This window comes from Paenarthrobacter sp. NPDC057355, from assembly GCF_042667405.1.
Classification (GTDB): Bacteria; Actinomycetota; Actinomycetes; order Actinomycetales; family Micrococcaceae; genus Arthrobacter.
This window is the reverse complement of the sequence record NZ_JBHVAL010000001.1, coordinates 59,260-74,792: the sequence shown is the minus strand read 5'-3', so window position 1 is coordinate 74,792 and position 15,533 is coordinate 59,260. Positions and strand designations below refer to the sequence as shown.

The 15,533-nt window shown below is 63.6% G+C and carries 14 protein-coding genes; all 14 read right to left on the bottom strand.

Going from position 1 to position 15,533, the window contains the following annotated elements; translation table 11 throughout:
* Window positions 1-85: 85 nt before the first annotated feature.
* Window positions 86-775, bottom strand: coding sequence for a DivIVA domain-containing protein (locus tag ACFUOZ_RS00350; RefSeq protein WP_144662565.1), 690 nt, complete (start codon window positions 773-775; stop codon window positions 86-88).
* Between the two features lie 155 nt (window positions 776-930).
* Window positions 931-1,218: a YggT family protein gene (locus ACFUOZ_RS00345; protein ID WP_377543521.1), complete on the bottom strand. Its 288-nt coding sequence runs from the start codon at window positions 1,216-1,218 to the stop codon at window positions 931-933.
* A 108-nt stretch (window positions 1,219-1,326) separates the two neighbouring features.
* A complete protein-coding gene (locus ACFUOZ_RS00340) occupies window positions 1,327-1,863 on the bottom strand; it encodes a cell division protein SepF (RefSeq protein ID WP_377543519.1) in 537 nt (178 codons plus the stop codon).
* 85 nt (window positions 1,864-1,948) lie between these two features.
* Window positions 1,949-2,713: a YggS family pyridoxal phosphate-dependent enzyme gene (locus ACFUOZ_RS00335; protein ID WP_377543517.1), complete on the bottom strand. Its 765-nt coding sequence runs from the start codon at window positions 2,711-2,713 to the stop codon at window positions 1,949-1,951.
* Window positions 2,706-3,419, bottom strand: a complete 714-nt coding sequence (locus ACFUOZ_RS00330) for a polyphenol oxidase family protein (protein ID WP_377543515.1) — start codon at window positions 3,417-3,419, stop codon at window positions 2,706-2,708. The genes ACFUOZ_RS00335 and ACFUOZ_RS00330 overlap by 8 nt, the downstream gene beginning before the upstream one ends.
* Window positions 3,420-3,445: 26 nt before the next feature.
* The gene (gene ftsZ, locus ACFUOZ_RS00325; protein ID WP_377543513.1) at window positions 3,446-4,663 is read right to left on the bottom strand and encodes a cell division protein FtsZ; all 1,218 of its coding nucleotides are present in this window, start codon (window positions 4,661-4,663) and stop codon (window positions 3,446-3,448) included.
* 219 nt (window positions 4,664-4,882) lie between these two features.
* Window positions 4,883-5,845, bottom strand: coding sequence for an FtsQ-type POTRA domain-containing protein (locus ACFUOZ_RS00320; protein ID WP_377543511.1), 963 nt, complete (start codon window positions 5,843-5,845; stop codon window positions 4,883-4,885).
* Complete coding sequence (murC, locus tag ACFUOZ_RS00315) at window positions 5,838-7,208, bottom strand: UDP-N-acetylmuramate--L-alanine ligase (protein WP_377543509.1); 1,371 nt, start codon at window positions 7,206-7,208, stop codon at window positions 5,838-5,840. The genes ACFUOZ_RS00320 and murC overlap by 8 nt, the downstream gene beginning before the upstream one ends.
* The gene (murG, locus tag ACFUOZ_RS00310; RefSeq protein WP_377543507.1) at window positions 7,205-8,320 is read right to left on the bottom strand and encodes an undecaprenyldiphospho-muramoylpentapeptide beta-N-acetylglucosaminyltransferase; all 1,116 of its coding nucleotides are present in this window, start codon (window positions 8,318-8,320) and stop codon (window positions 7,205-7,207) included. The genes murC and murG overlap by 4 nt, the downstream gene beginning before the upstream one ends.
* Window positions 8,321-8,326: 6 nt before the next feature.
* Entirely contained in the window at window positions 8,327-9,628 is a 1,302-nt protein-coding gene (ftsW, locus tag ACFUOZ_RS00305; RefSeq protein ID WP_377543505.1) for a putative lipid II flippase FtsW, read from the bottom strand.
* A 2-nt stretch (window positions 9,629-9,630) separates the two neighbouring features.
* Complete coding sequence (murD, locus tag ACFUOZ_RS00300) at window positions 9,631-11,220, bottom strand: UDP-N-acetylmuramoyl-L-alanine--D-glutamate ligase (RefSeq protein WP_377543503.1); 1,590 nt, start codon at window positions 11,218-11,220, stop codon at window positions 9,631-9,633.
* Window positions 11,202-12,311, bottom strand: a complete 1,110-nt coding sequence (gene mraY / locus ACFUOZ_RS00295) for a phospho-N-acetylmuramoyl-pentapeptide-transferase (protein WP_144662576.1) — start codon at window positions 12,309-12,311, stop codon at window positions 11,202-11,204. The genes murD and mraY overlap by 19 nt, the downstream gene beginning before the upstream one ends.
* Window positions 12,308-13,798: a UDP-N-acetylmuramoyl-tripeptide--D-alanyl-D-alanine ligase gene (murF, locus tag ACFUOZ_RS00290; protein WP_377543500.1), complete on the bottom strand. Its 1,491-nt coding sequence runs from the start codon at window positions 13,796-13,798 to the stop codon at window positions 12,308-12,310. Before murF ends, mraY begins: the two co-directional genes overlap by 4 nt.
* 6 nt (window positions 13,799-13,804) lie before the next feature.
* On the bottom strand, window positions 13,805-15,442 hold the full coding sequence (locus ACFUOZ_RS00285; protein ID WP_377543498.1) for a UDP-N-acetylmuramoyl-L-alanyl-D-glutamate--2,6-diaminopimelate ligase: 1,638 nt from the start codon (window positions 15,440-15,442) through the stop codon (window positions 13,805-13,807).
* Between the last annotated feature and the right edge of the window lie 91 nt (window positions 15,443-15,533).

Sequence of the window (15,533 nt, the reverse complement as noted above, 5' to 3'; positions counted from 1 at the left end):
TCTTGGCGCGTTGACCGCTTTTGGGCTTTAACAAGCAAAGGCCGGCGGCCGAGGAGTCCTCAGCCACCGGCTTTCAGAATACTTGCTAAACGTCTGCGGTTGCTTCGCCGACCTCGGGGGCAGCGACGGAACCACGGGCATCCAGATCGCGCAGCTGGCCTTCGATGTAGGCCTTCAGACGTGAACGGTAGTCACGCTCGAAGCCACGGAGCTGCTCAACCTTGCGCTCCAGGACCGAACGCTGCTGCTCGAGGGCGCCAAGGATCTTGCGGGACTTCTCCTGGGCGTCGTTGACGAGGCTGGAGGCCTCGATCTGAGCCTCGGCGATGATCTTTTCCTTCTGCTGCGCACCATCGGCGACGTGCTTGTCGTGCATCTGCTGCGCCATGGCAAGCAGGCCGGCAGCGGATTCAGCGGAGGGAGTCACACTGTTGCTTGCGGCCGGGGCCTTCGCAGCTGCGGCAGCCTGCTCGGCTTCCTTCTTCTTGGCAGCTTCGGCAGCCTTGGCTTCGGCTTCTGCCTTCGCCTCAGCTTCCTTGTCGACCTTGACGGGAGCCGGAACCTTTTCGACGACCGGAGCCGCAGCGGTTGCAGCAGGCACAGCCGAACCAGCTTCGCCGAGCTTCTTGCGAAGTTCGTCATTCTCCTGGTTCAAGCGGCGCAGTTCCACCACGATCTCGTCGAGGAAGTCATCTACCTCGTCCTGGTCGTAGCCTTCGCGGAACTTGGTCGGCTGAAAGCGCTTGTTGACAACGTCTTCTGGCGTCAAAGCCATCTGGTCACCTCGTTGGTCTAGTTAGTCAGTAGGCCTTCCGGCCGTTCAAAACTACGGTACCTAAATATCATCTGTTTCCTCCAATTCAACACCATCGTGTTGATTTGGAGAATTTGCGGCCTATGGACCATCGGTGGCCCTGGTTCCGCGGGCACTTATGCCAAGCCAGCTGCCACGTTCATCCCAATGAGAACTGCAACTATCAGGATCAGGAAGCCCAAATCCAAGGATATTCCGCCCAGCTGGAGTGGCGGTATCAGCCGACGGAGCCTTGCCAGGGGCGGATCCGTGACGGAGTACACCACGTGTGCTGTTACCAATGCCACACCGCGCGGCCGCCACTGGCGGGCAAACATCTGAACCCACTCGAAAACGAGGCGGATGATCAGGGCGATGAAGAACAGGAACAGCACAATATAGATAAGGCCGAAAACAATGCCCACGAGTTAGCTCAGATCTCCCACTTGTTCCGGAATGCCGATCGGTCCCTACTATTGCAACACAGATGCCAGGCAGGGTGACCCGCCTGGCATCTGCTTAACAGCTTGTTGTCAGCTTTGGTTGAAGAAGCTGGCCTGCGTTTCGCTGGCCTTCTTGTCATCTCCGATGACCTCAACATACGACGGCGACAACAGGAAGACCTTGTTGGTAACCCGCTCGATGCTGCCGTGGAGGCCAAAGACCAATCCGGCGGAGAAGTCCACCAGGCGCTTGGCATCGGCTTCACCCATGTCGGTGACATTCATGATGACCGGGATTCCGTCCCTGAAACTCTCACCGATGATCTTGGCATCGTTGTAGGAGCGGGGATGGACGGTGGTGATCTGCCTCAAGCCCGAGGCATCTTCGCGGCTGGACGCCGCACGCTTAATGGGTGTCACGGGTGCGCGGTATTCCTCTTCGACCTCAACGGGGGGCATTTCACGGACAACTTCCCGGACGGGAGCGGGCGCGCGTCGCTCTTCCCGATCCTGTGCCTGGGGGCGTTCTTCGTCGTGGTGCGCGGCGACGGACTGCTCAGATTCGTAGTGTTCATCGCCGTCGGCGAGCCCAAGATAGATCATTGTCTTGCGCAGAGCGCCAGCCATGGTGCACTCCTATCGTTTCTGCAGTAGGCGGGCCGCCATGACTTGACATATTGGAACCCCGGCCCGTCATTCCAATACTTTGACGCTACCCCACGGCCGGACGGGAACCGAGAATATCGGAGCCAATTCTCAGGTGTGTCGCCCCGAACTTCACGGCAGCCTCCAGATCCTGGCTCATGCCGGCGGAAATGGCCGTTGCGTCAGGGTGGTCCCCACGCAGGGCATCGGAAATGCCTGCCAGTCTGGCGAAAGCTTCCTCCGGATCGGCGCCCAGCGGGGCAACCGCCATCAGGCCGGACAACCGCAGGCCGGCAGCAGACTCAATCCGTTCGGCAAGTTCCCCAACAGCCTCCGGGGCGGCACCGCCACGGTGCGCACCGGCGTCGTCATCCAGGCTGACCTGGATGAAGCAATCGAGGTCATTCCTGCCGGTGGCGTCCTGCTCCCGTGCGATGGCTTTAGCCAACGCATCAACCAGCTGGAGCCTGTCGATCGACTGGACGGAGGACGCATACTTGGCCACGGACTTTGCCTTGTTGCTTTGCAGCTGACCGATGAAGTGCCAGCGAAGGTCCATCCCGGTAAGTTCGGCAGCCTTCGCCGCGGCTTCCTGGTCCCGGTTTTCACCGACATCGGTGATTCCCAAGGCGGAGAGCCGGCGGACGTCGTCGGCGGGATGGAACTTGGTGACGACTATCAACCGGGGAGTTTCCGTCCGGCCGGCGGCTGCAGTGGCTGCCTCAATCCGGTGCTTGACGACGGCAAGCCGCTCCGCCAGCTGCGCGGAGCGGGCGTCCGCCTCCCCGGCGGCACCGGCCAGTCGGGCCTCGTTGTTGCCGGGCTCAGTCATGCGTCCAAACCAATCCTGCAAAGCGGCCGGTGCGCGCGTCCCGGCGGTAGGAAAACAGGGAATCACTCTCCAAGGTGCACTCCCCCAGGTACTCCACCTCCACGCCGGCCTCGTCCAACTGGGCGCGCACCCCGGCCGGCAAGTCCAGGGAGGGCGTGCCCCAGGACGTAGAGGACCACGTAGCGGGCACCTTGGCCGCCACTTCGGAGCGGAGCTGTTCTGGAACTTCGTAGCAGGCCCCGCATATGGAGGGGCCGACCCAGGCCTGGATATCAACAGCCCCGCGGCCGCGCATCCCGGCAACCGTGGAGGTCACTACTCCCGATGCGACTCCCGGACGTCCGGCATGGGCAACAGCAATGACCGGGTTGTCGCTGGAATCAGTCCCCACAAGGACCACCGGCACACAGTCAGCCACCATCACCGCCAACGGTTGGGGCGAACCGTCGGCGATGACAGAGGCAGAGACCATGGCGTCGGCAGTCGGCCCGGCGCCGTGGGAGGCGATGAACTCGACGTGGTTGCCATGTACCTGGTCCATGAATTGAAACTTCCTGGAGCCCAGGCCCGCTGCTTCTTCCAGCTGGACACGCCGGAGCTTCACGTCGTCGGGCTTGTCCCCCACGTGGAGGGCCAGGTTCCCGGCGCCCGTATCCGTGAAGGCTACAGAGACGCCGGGCCTGACTTCAGCTCGCCACAAAAACACCAAGTACTGACTCTTCCGGACGCGGCTTACTTCAGGAAGTCAGGAACGTCGAGGTCGTCCGAGCGGTTGCCCGAAAGATCCGGTTCCACCACAGCGGGAAGATCGACGTCGAAACCTGAGTCGGCGGGCAAGGCGGAGGGACGCTGCTGGCCCCAGTTGCTCAAACCGGACGCACCGATACCAGCCGTAGCGTGCTGCGGAACAGCGTTCGACGGCGCACTGGACGGCGCTGCCGGGCGCTCGGCCGGGACGGGGTTCTGGGCGGGACGGGACTGGTCCATCGACGGCGAGGTGGCCTTGACGTCGTCGAACCCTGCGGCGATGACGGTGACGCGTGCTTCGTCACCGAGGGCATCGTCGATGACGGCACCGAAGATGATGTTGGCTTCGGGGTGGGCGACTTCCTGGACAAGGCGGGCTGCCTCGTTGATTTCGAAGAGGCCAAGGTCCGAGCCACCCTGGATGGAGAGCAGCACACCGTGGGCACCATCAATGGAGGCTTCCAGGAGCGGGGACGCAATGGCGAGTTCCGCTGCCTTGACGGCGCGGTCCTCGCCCCGGGCGGAACCGATACCCATCAGCGCCGAACCGGCGCCCTGCATGACGGACTTGACGTCGGCGAAGTCCAGGTTGATCAGGCCCGGCGTGGTGATGAGGTCGGTGATGCCCTGGACACCGGAAAGGAGCACCTGGTCCGCTGAGCGGAAGGCGTCCAGGACGGAGACGTTGCGGTCGCTGATGGACAGGAGGCGGTCGTTGGGGATGACGATCAGGGTGTCGACTTCATCGCGGAGCGCGTCGATGCCCGCCTCGGCGGAACCTGCACGACGGCGGCCCTCGAACGTGAACGGGCGGGTCACCACACCAATGGTGAGCGCACCGAGGGAGCGGGCGATGCGCGCAACTACGGGAGCGCCACCGGTGCCGGTGCCACCGCCTTCCCCAGCGGTAACGAAAACCATGTCAGCGCCACGGAGAACTTCTTCGATCTCGTCAGCGTGGTCCTCTGCGGCCTGCTTGCCAACCTCGGGATTGGCGCCGGCGCCAAGGCCGCGCGTCAGTTCGCGGCCGACGTCAAGCTTGACGTCGGCGTCGCTCATGAGCAGCGCCTGCGCGTCAGTATTGATGGCGATGAACTCGACTCCCCGAAGGCCGACCTCGATCATGCGGTTGACTGCGTTCACGCCACCGCCGCCGATGCCGACGACCTTGATGACGGCCAGGTAATTCTGCGGTGCTGCCACGTTTCGTGCCCCTTGCTTGTGTCCTATAGCGAAACTGATCGAGTCCAACGTGTGAATCCTTGGACCTTAACCCTCTAGTTGAAGGTTATAGTTATGTCAAGTAACTCTACTGCGACGGTATTTCCTCTGGTTCGCACATGCAATGACCGCTTGCGCGTGTCGTGTGAATGTCGCGATTTAAGGCTACCGGCGCCTGCAGCGTCACTTTGTCGATGCTGTTTATTTGGTGAATGGATGCCGGGGAACGCTGACGTCATAGACGCTGACGGGAACCTTGGGATCTGCCGGCATCTTCAGCAACGCTTCCAGTGCCTTCGCCTTCAGCTCCCTGTCCTCGGCATTGCCCCACACTACCGTCTTTCCGTCCACCAGTTTGAGTTCCACCGCATCAGGCGAGGCAGCGGACGCTGTGGACATCCTCGCCCGGACGTCCGCCGGCAAGGTGTCCAGGACAGCGGCGATGGCCTTGAACAACTCCGTGTTGGTTGACGCTGCGCCCGCGTCGATGAGAGGGAGCGCCACGGCCGAAAGGTCCTTTGTAGCCCCGAGCTGCACTCCGTCGACATCAACCATGATGTAGGCATCACCCTGTTTGAGCAGGGCCACCGGTACACGCTCGTTGACGTGCACCAGGAGCCCGGAGGGTGGACGTGCCTCCATGGTCGCCGAACGGACCTGCACCAGCGGTTTGAGGAGTTCGTTGATCTCTTGCTCACTGACCTGCGGCAGGGGCTTTCCATCAAGGGGTGACAACGCCTTCTGCACGGCGTCGGGCGTCAGCAATGTGGTGCCGTCAACCGTAATGGAACGCACTGCGAGCACCGGGGAAAAGATTGCCCCGGCGATCAGCACGGCAACGAGTGTGGTAACCACTGAAACGGTCCACCACATGACACGGCGGTGGCGCCGGCGTTTGGGCTCCGGAAAGGCGATGACGTTGTCCCCGGATGGCCCCGAGGACGTGGATGCTTTCGCGGCCGGTTTCGCCCCGGTTGCTTTCCCCGCAGGTTTGCCGGCGGACTTGCCCGGTGTTTTGGCGGGCGATGCGGCCTCGGGTTCGAGGTCCCGCTGGGCGCTGATGACGCCGTCGGCTTCACCACCGCCCGTCCTGGGAGGACGGGCGGCATCCTGGCCGCCCGGGCGGGCGGCCTGCTTGTACGTCGGCTTCCGGGTGCTAGCCACCCAGAGCCTCCACGATCATGGGCCCGTATGCCGTGACATCACCGGCTCCCACGGTCAGGACCACATCACCCTCGCCCGTGGCAGCCACAATGGCGTCCACTGCCTCAGCGGCCGCGACAAGGCGGCCCGTGGACAACTGCCCGGTAATCAACGTGCTGGTGACACCCGGAATGGGGTCCTCGCGCGCGGGGTAGATATCCAGGACCAGGGCCGTGTCCGCGGCATCCAATGCGGAGGCAAATTCGCTGGCGAATTCGCGGGTCCGGGAAAACAGGTGCGGCTGGAAGAGAACGTGCACCTTGTGCTCCCCCGCGACCGAACGTGCCGCCGAAAGGGCAGCCCGGACCTCCGTGGGATGGTGGGCGTAATCGTCGTAGACCCGGACTCCGCTCCCCTCTCCCTTCAGTTCGAACCTCCGCGAGGCCCCGGTGAAGTGACCCAACGCCGCCGCGGCGGCAGCTGGAGCCACCCCAAGTTCAAGGGCGACGGCGAAGGCAGCTGCCGCGTTCAGCGCATTGTGGCGTCCCGGTACTTTGAGGTCGAGGCGGTGGACGTCGTCGCCAACCCCCACCGACACCTCTCCCGGTCCGCCGTCGTGAAGTTTGATGTCGGCCTCGCCTGATGTGCCATAGGTGCGGACACGGGTAGTTCCGGCCGCAGCGGTGCGTTGGGCGAGGGCAAGCGCGCCCGGGTCGTCTGCGCAGGCGAGCAGGAGGCCATGTGCCGGCAGCAGCGCGGCGAAAGCGTCGAAGGACGCAAAGACGGCTTCGGGTGTCCCGTAGTGGTCCAAGTGATCGGCTTCGACGTTCGTCACTACCGAGATCAGCGGCTGGTAGTTCAGGAAGGAGCCGTCGGATTCGTCGGCTTCGGCCACGAAGATGTCCGAGGCACCGTGGGCTGCGTTGACGCCCAGTGAGGGAACATTTGCCCCGATCGCGAAGGAGGGATCCAGGCCCGCTTCCTTCAGGAGCACAGCGATCATGGACGTCGTGGTGGATTTTCCATGCGTGCCTGCGACGGTGACTACGCGGTGACCGGCCATGGTGGCGGCCAGGCCTTCAGAACGGTGGAGGACAGGTAATCCAGCGCTGCGTGCCGCGACCAGTTCCGGGTTGTCGGCCCGGATGGCCGAGCCCGCAACCACTGTCTGGGCATCGCCAAGATTGGCGGCATCATATCCAACGGCGACGCGCGCGCCGGCTGCTGCGAGGTCCCGCATGACTGGAAGGTCCTTTGCGTCACTGCCGCTCACCGGGACCCCACGGGCCACCATGATCCGTGCGACGGCGGACATGCCGACGCCGCCGATGCCAATGAAGTGGACCCGGCCGAGGTTCTCGAGGGGGGCAATGCTGGTGGTCATGCGGATACCGCTTCCAGGACAAGATCAGCCATGCGCTGATCGGCGTTTCTTATACCAAGGGCTTCGGACTTCCGGGCCATGTCGTTCAACCGGCTCCGGTCCGAGAGCAAGGGAATCAGCTCCTGCTCCAGCCACTGCGGACCCAGGTCCTGGTCTTCGACGAGCAGCGCGCCGCCGGCCTCCACCAGTGGGGCTGCGTTCAAGGCCTGCTCCCCGTTTCCGATCGGCAAGGGCACGAAGACCGCGGGAACACCTACCGCAGCGACCTCGCTGACGGTACCCGCCCCAGCGCGGGCCAGCAGAACGTCGGCGGCAGCGTAGACGTTCTCCATCCCGTCCACGTACTCAACCTGGCGGTAGCCGTCACCGGCCAGCAGGCCGCCGTCGTCATTCTTGACAGCTTTACCGACGCCGGTGATGTGGAGGGTCTGGATGCCGGCTGCGGCGAAGGTAGGCAAAGCGGCAGCGATTGCCCGGTTGATGCTGAGTGCGCCGGACGAGCCTCCGGTCACGATCAACGCCGGACGATCGGGGTGCAGGCCGAGCAGGGCCTTGGCAGCCGGAGCGGCCGAGCCCCGGTCGAGCGTGGAGATGGCGCGCCGCATCGGCATGCCCACGTGGCGGGCGCCCTTCAGGCGTGTGCCTGCGAACGCCACAGCGACGTGGCGGCTGAACCTGGCACCGACGCGGTTGGCGAGTCCTGCCTTCATGTTGGCCTCGTGGACGACGATCGGAATACCGAGTCGCCGGGCCGCGAGGTACATGGGCGTGCACACATAACCGCCCACGCCCACCAGGACGTCGGCCTGGGAATCCTCGAGGATGCCCCTGGCTTGCTTGACGGCTCCTGCGAGGCGGCCCGGGAGTTTGAGCAGGTCGACGGATGGACGGCGCGGGAAGGGAACCCTGTCGATGGTAGCCAGCCGGTACCCGGCCGCCGGGATGAGTCTGGTTTCCATTCCCGACGGCGTTCCAACAGTCAGGATGGACGCCTCCGGGCGCTTTTCCCTGATGGCATCAGCGATGGCCAACAATGGGCTGACGTGCCCGGCGGTTCCGCCGCCTGCGAGGACGACCGACAAAGGCTTGGACGCGTGGGAATCAGAAGTCATGAAGTACTAGGTACGCTTTCGTGCGGGTTTGGGTGAACGGCGCGGCAGGAATCGTGGACGTTGCTGGGGTGGCAGCTGGCCGCGGGCCAAAGACAACACTACGCCCACGCCACATAGGGACATGATCAGCGCCGAACCGCCGTACGAGATGAAGGGCAATGGCACTCCCACTACGGGCAGCAACTGCGTGACCACAGCCATGTTCATGCTCGCCTGGCCCAGAAGCCACACCATGATCCCGCCGGCGAGGGTCCGCTGGAAGGGATCGGTCTGGCGGACGACCACCCGGAAAATCGCAATGCCCAGGATCGCGAACAGCACCAGGACGACGATGGTTCCCACCAACCCCAGTTCCTCGCCGATGATGGCGAAGATGAAGTCGTTGTGGGCCTCGGGGAGCCAGTTGTACTTCTGCCGGCTCTGGCCCAGTCCCAGGCCCGTCCAACTCCCCTGGGCCAGGCCGTACATGCCGTTGGTTGACTGGAAATCGAAATCGAACTGCTCGGTGCACGATGCCGAAGCCGTACCCAGCCAGGAAGTGATGCGGCAAATGCGGTTGGCGCTGCTGACCGTGGCAAGGACTGCCCCGACCACCCCCACGGCACCGGCGATGCCCAGCATCCGACCAGGGACGCCGGCAAAGTAGAGGCCGGCGGCTGTGATGGCCGCAATGACGATGACAGTTCCGAGGTCGTTGCCGAGCATGACCAAACCGATGACCAGGCCCGCACCCGGGACCACCGGGATGATGACGTGCATCCAGCGGTTGAGCAGCTTCTGCTTCCGGGCAAGAACGGCAGCAATCCATACGCACAGGACCAGTTTGGACATCTCGGAAGGCTGGAGCGTGACACCGCCGATGTCGATCCAGTTCTTGTTACCGTTGACGGTGTTGCCCATGACCTGGACCAAGGCGAGGAGGACCACAACAGCGCCCAGTGCCCACCATGACAACCTTTTCATCCAGTTCACGTTGGTCCGCGAAATGACATACATGGCGATCAGGCCAACGACGCCAAACACGGCCTGCTTCATGGCATCCGCGTAGGGTGACTTTCCTTCAGAAATTGCCTCGACGCTTGAAGCGGACAGCACCATCATGATGCCAATGGCCGTCAAAGCAAGGGCGCAACCCAGTATGAGGTAGTAGGTGGAGCTGTTGGGAGCCTTGCTTTTGCCTTCAAGGCTTTCCCAGAAGATGCGCCAGTGCCGGCGGAGTCCTTTGGGCTGGCTGCCGCCCTTGGGCGTGGCCTTGTTCTTCCCGTCCTGTGGCTCTTTGCCGCGGGTGCGGGTGGGCGTGCTGACCATTGTTACTCCTCGGTGGTCTGTGCCTGCCCTTCCACAAGCTCGCGAACTGCCTGGACGAATGCGTCGCCACGGTGAGCGTAGGAAGAGAACTGATCCATGGACGCAGCCGCTGGTGCCATGAGGACGGTATCGCCCGGGCTTGCCACTCCCGCCGCGGACGCCACGGCCTGGGCCATGACGGTCTCGCCGAAAATTGGCGAAGCGGCGTTACCGGCTGCGGTCTGCACACTCTCAGTGTCACCCTTGGCTTGGGATATCACGGGGACATCCGGCGCGTGTCGCTGGAGCGAGGCCTCAAGCTGGCCGGTGTCCGTTCCAATGAGGACCACGGCCTTGAGCCGGGGTGCATGTTCCTTGACCAGATCGTCATAGTTGACGCCCTTGGACAAGCCTCCGGCAATCCAGACCACATTCTGGAAGGCCGAAAGGGCCGCCGAGGCAGCGTGCGGATTGGTCGCCTTGGAGTCGTTGATCCACAGGATGTCGTTATGCTTGGCCACCAACTGGATGCGGTGGGCGCCGGGCAGATAGTTGATCAGGCCCTGCTTCACGGCCGAGGGTCCAACTCCGTAGGCCCTGACCAGTGCTGCGGCTGCCAGTGCATTGGCCACCATGTGGCGCGGGGCGACGGGACCAAGGTCCGCCATGGCAGCGAGCTCTGCCGCGGAGTCCTTGCGCTCGGCGATGAAGGCACGGTCCACCAGAAGGCCTTCCACCACGCCCACCATGCTGATGGCAGGAGTGTTGGTGGTGAAGCCGATGGCCCGGCAGCCCTCCACGACGTCCGCATTCTCCACCATGCGTTCTGTTTCGATCTGCTCGGCATTGTAGATCGCGGCCTTTTGGGTGTTTTCATACACCTTGGCCTTGTCCGCGAGGTAGGAGGCATAGGAACCATGCCAGTCCACGTGGTCTTCGGCGACGTTGAGGCACACGCTTGCCACCGGTGACAGGGAGTGGCTCCAGTGGAGCTGAAAGCTGGACAGCTCCACAGCGAAAACATCGTAGTCAACCGGATCCCGGAGGGCATCCAGGATCGGCGTTCCCACGTTCCCCACCGCTATTGCCTTCAAACCGGCGGCCTGCAGCATGGATTCGGTCATTCCCACTGTGGTGGTCTTGCCGTTGGTTCCGGTGATTGCCAGCCACTCGGTCGTCTTGCGTCCTTCACGGACGCGCAGGCGCCAGGCCAGTTCGACGTCGCCCCATACCGGGATGTGCTTACGCTTGGCTGCCGCGAGCAGGGCTTGGTCCGGGCGCCAGCCGGGCGAGGTCACCACCAGGTCAGGCAAAGCGTCGTCGATCAGAGGAAGAGCGTTGACGGCGTCCTCCCCGAGGAGGACATCGACGGCACCCACGATCTTCAGGGTGTCCGCCTGGGCCTTGGCTTTGTCGGTGGTCGCGGCATCCACCACCACCACCTTGGCTCCAAGCTCGATCAGCGTGTCCGCGGCAGAGAAGCCGGACAGGCCGATGCCTGTCACAACAACCCGCAGCCCGCTCCAGTTGGCATCCCAGCTGGTGAGGTCCTTAAGCCGGTCAATGGTGGAAGTCTTGGTCTCGGGGCTTTCGTTCACAGCAGCACCACCCATTCAGCGTAGAAGATTCCCAGGCCCGCGGCCACGAAAAGCCCGGCCAGGATCCAGAACCGGACCACCACGGTGACTTCCGCCCAGCCCTTCAGTTCGAAGTGGTGCTGAAGCGGGGCCATCTTGAAGACCCGCTTGCCGCCGGAGAGCTTGAAGAAACCAACTTGGATGATGACCGAGAGGGTGATCAGCACAAACAAGCCGCCAATGAATGCCAGCAGCAACTCGGTGCGGGAGAGGATGGCGAAGGCTGCCACGGCACCGCCAATGGCCAGCGAGCCGGTGTCCCCCATGAAGATCTTGGCCGGTGAAGTATTCCACCAGAGGAATCCCACGAGGGCGGCGCTGAGGATCGCGGCGAGCAGGGCGAGGTCCATGGGATCACGTACCTGGTAACAGCCGCTGCCGAATTCCCGGGGAGAGCCGCAGGCCTGGTTGTTCTGCCAGATGCCCATGATCGTGTACGCGCCGAAGACCATGATGGAGGCGCCCGCGGCCAGGCCGTCCAGGCCATCAGTAAGGTTCACGCCATTGGTGGCCGCCGTGATGATCAGGTTGGACCACACGATGAACAAGATGGCACCCAGGACAGTCCCGCCGAACGCGAGATCCAGCCAGGGGATGTCCCGCACCAGGGAGATCTGCGTTGAGGCGGGCCGAAGTCCGTCCTCGTTGGGGAACTGCAGGACCAGCACTGCGAAGATGATGCCGACAGCGGCCTGGAGAATGAGCTTGGCGCGGGCGTTGAGGCCCAGGCTGCGTTTGTTGGAGATCTTGATGTAATCATCCAGGAACCCGACAAAGCCCATGCCGACCATGAGGAACAGCAGTAGAAGCCCGGACGCCGAGGGGCCGGCTGATCGGGGATTCATCATCCACATGATCAGGTGGGTCACGAAGTAGCTGATGAGCACAGCCGCCACCACGACAGTTCCACCCATCGTGGGGGTACCTCGCTTGGTGTGGTGGGAGGTGGGCCCATCATCGCGGATGAATTGCCCGTAGCTCTTGGCTACCAGGAACCTAATGAAGAGGGGTGTACCAATCAGGGCCACCAGAAGGGCGACGCCGGCGCCGATCAAAAGTGCAATCACAGCAGCTCGTTCCCTTCGCTTGCGGCAGGTTCTGCCGCGCTTTCTCCGGTGGGCTCGGCCCGTGGAGGTAATGCTATCCGATCACCCAAGTGCCTTAGTCCAACGCCGTTGGAGGACTTGAACAACACGAGGTCGCCCGGCCTGAGTTCGTTCTGCAGGAGTTCGTAGGCTTCCTCCACGGTTTCAGTGAAGGAGCACTCGTCACCCCAGGAGCCTTCCTGGATCGCGGAGACGTACAGTGCACGCGCTTCGCGTCCAACCACCACCAGCCGTGAGATGTTCAGCCGCACTACCTGTGTGCCCACCGCGGTGTGCTCACGGATGGAGTCTTCTCCCAGCTCAAGCATTGCTCCAAGGACAGCCCAGGTCCTCCGGCCTTGCCCGATGTCCGCCAGGGTGCGCAGTGCCGCGCGCATGGATTCAGGATTGGCGTTGTAGGCGTCGTTGATGATGGTGACGCCGTCTTCGCGTTCCGTGCGTTCCATCCGCCACCTGCTTGCAGCCTGCTGCGAGCTCAAGGACAACGCGATGTCAGCGGCAGGAATGCCGGCAGCAAACGCAGCGGCAGCGGCTGCCAGCAGGTTCGTCACGTGGTGCGCGCCGATGAGGCGGCTGTGGACGGGGACGGACGGTCCGCCGTCGGGAAGTACAAGATCGAAGCCGGGATAGCCGTCGGCATCAACCACGACGTTGCGGGCCTCGACCTCCTCGCTGGTTGCCGGCTGGGCCGAGAATCCCAGGACCTTTGCGTTGGTCCGTGAGCGCATCGCAGCCACGCGGCCATCGTCAAGATTGAGCACGGCCGTGCCGTTTTCGCTGAGGGCTTCGACCAGCTCACCCTTGGTTTTGGCGATATTCTCCACGCCACCGAACTCACCGGCGTGCGCCGTACCAACCATCAGGACCACCCCGATGTCGGGTTTGACCATGCCGGCCAGATACTTGATGTGCCCCAGGCCCGTGGCACCCATTTCGATGACCAGGAAGCGGGTCCCGGCGTCAGCTGCGAAAACTGTCAGCGGGACGCCGACCTCGCCGTTGTAGGAGCCCTGCGGAGCCACTGTGGCCCCGGCCGTGGACAAAACTCCGGCCAGGAGGTCCTTGGTTGTGGTCTTTCCGGCAGAGCCGGTGATACCGACCACCGTGAACTGCTCTCCACGCTGTTCACGCTCAGTCCGGATACGGCGGACGGCTTCAGCGGCCAGGGCGCCCATGGCCAAGACGGCATCGTCCACCACGACGGCGGGATACGGGGTGCCGTTGGAGTCGGTCACTTCGCGTTCGGCCAGGACCAGGACGGCACCACGTGCGAACGCGGCGTCGACGAAACTGTGGCCGTCGGCGTGCTCGCCGGGCTTGGCCACGTACAGCGTGCCAGGTGTGGCCTCCCGTGAGTCAGTGACCACAGAGGAAGGCACGATGCCCGGATCTCCGGTCAAACGGCCATGGGTGATGTCGGCGATCTCCGCCGCAGTAAATGCAATCATCTCGGTTTAGGACTCTATCCGCTGGTCCGATGAAACGCTGAATCCCTTGGATGTCAAGGCGGTCCTCAGCTCTACCCTGTCATCGAGGGCGAGGTTCACGCCTTTCACTTCCTGCCAGACCTCATGGCCACGTCCTGCAACGAGAATGGTGTCCTTGGCCGTCGCTGCATCCACTGCGAGACGGATAGCCGCGTCGCGGGGGTAGGACTCGATGATTTCGCAGGCCAGGTTTTCTTCTTCTCGTGCCGCATAGGCGCCCGCCAGGACTTCCGCGCGGATTGCCGCAGCATCTTCGTCGTGGGGGTCGTCGTCACTGATGATGACTACGTCCGCAAGGCGGGCTGCAATGGCACCCATCGTGGGTCTCTTGCCTTGGTCACGTTGGCCTGTCGCACCGAAGACCACGATGACCCGGGAACCTTCCTCAGGCGAGCGGACGGCCGTCAACGCCCGGGCCAGGGCGTCTGGATTGTGGGCAAAATCAACAACGGAAGCGGGCTCAGTGGAAACCAGCTGCATGCGGCCGGGAACCGCGACCGTGAAGGGATCTTGGGAATCCAGGGCTTCCTGGATCAGTGCTTCGTCCACGCCGCACGCCAGGACCATGACGGTGGCCAACGCGGCATTCGCGACGTTGAAGTCTCCCGGCAAACCCGTGTGGACGCGCAAGGTCCGGCCGTCCCTGTGTTTGAGTTCGAATTCCGATCCGAGACCGCGCGGGTTGACCGAAGACACGTGCCAGTCAGCGTCAGTCGCGGCGTTGGCTGCCGAAAGGGTAGTCACCGGAATGTCGGCCTGTCCGGCAAGCCTGCGGCCCCACTCGTCGTCCACAGTGACAACAGCCCGGCGTGCACGGCCGGCAGTGAAGAGCTGGGCTTTGGTATTGAAATACTCCTCCATGCTGCCGTGGAGGTCCAGGTGGTCCTGGGTGAGGTTGGTGAATCCGGCAACTTCGAACATGACCGCATCCACCCGGCGGTATGAGATCGCATGTGATGACACCTCCATCGAGGCAGCGTCCAACCCCCGCTCACGCATCAACGACAGCAGCGCGTGGACATCCGTGGACTCAGGCGTGGTCAGCAGGCTCGGAATGGGCTCGCCCCCGGCCACGATCTCGATGGTCCCGATCAGCCCGGGACGCCTGCCCAACGTGCGCAGCAGCGAGTTGATGAAGTAAGTGGTGGTGGTCTTGCCGTTGGTTCCGGTGACACCGAACAGGGGCGGGTAGGCCGCGTCCTCCGGTTGGCTGCGGTAGATCAGCGCGGCCAAAGGCCCGACGGCGGCCCGCGGCTCCTCGATGATAAGGACAGGGACGGGTTGCTCGGCTGCCAGCGCGAGCTGGCGCGCACCGGCGTCGTCCGTCACTACGGCGACGGCACCGGCGTCGATGGCCTGCGGAACGAAGTCGGCGCCATGGCGGGTCGCGCCCGGCAGGGCCATGTAAAGGTCGCCCGCTTCCACGGCCCGCGAATTGAGGGTGATTCCTGTGACTCCAATGTCCTGGCTGCCGTCAGGAGCGGTAACTCCCAGCGCACCGGCAATGGCGGCCAAAGGCACCGCAGCCACGGATGCAGGACGGAAGCCTGTCCGTCCGGCGTCCGGCATCGCGGTATTGGAAGCTGGCTCGTTGTGCTCTGACACGTAGTTCTCCGTTGGTGCTCGTGGAACAGCCGGCCAGGGGCCAGCGGCGCCCGGGCCGTTGGTTGTGGATCGAATGGTGCCCGAAACAGAC

What these genes read in the sequence shown, in the direction of transcription:
- ACFUOZ_RS00350 (WP_144662565.1), bottom strand. Translation starts at nt 775, where the DNA reads ATGGCTTTGACGCCAGAAGACGTTGTCAACAAGCGCTTTCAGCCGACC.
- ACFUOZ_RS00340 (WP_377543519.1), bottom strand. Translation starts at nt 1,863, where the DNA reads ATGGCTGGCGCTCTGCGCAAGACAATGATCTATCTTGGGCTCGCCGAC.
- ACFUOZ_RS00335 (WP_377543517.1), bottom strand. Translation starts at nt 2,713, where the DNA reads ATGACTGAGCCCGGCAACAACGAGGCCCGACTGGCCGGTGCCGCCGGG.
- murC (WP_377543509.1), bottom strand. Translation starts at nt 7,208, where the DNA reads ATGACCACCAGCATTGCCCCCCTCGAGAACCTCGGCCGGGTCCACTTC.
- murG (WP_377543507.1), bottom strand. Translation starts at nt 8,320, where the DNA reads ATGACTTCTGATTCCCACGCGTCCAAGCCTTTGTCGGTCGTCCTCGCA.
- ftsW (WP_377543505.1), bottom strand. Translation starts at nt 9,628, where the DNA reads ATGGTCAGCACGCCCACCCGCACCCGCGGCAAAGAGCCACAGGACGGG.
- murD (WP_377543503.1), bottom strand. Translation starts at nt 11,220, where the DNA reads ATGGGTGGTGCTGCTGTGAACGAAAGCCCCGAGACCAAGACTTCCACC.
- murF (WP_377543500.1), bottom strand. Translation starts at nt 13,798, where the DNA reads ATGATTGCATTTACTGCGGCGGAGATCGCCGACATCACCCATGGCCGT.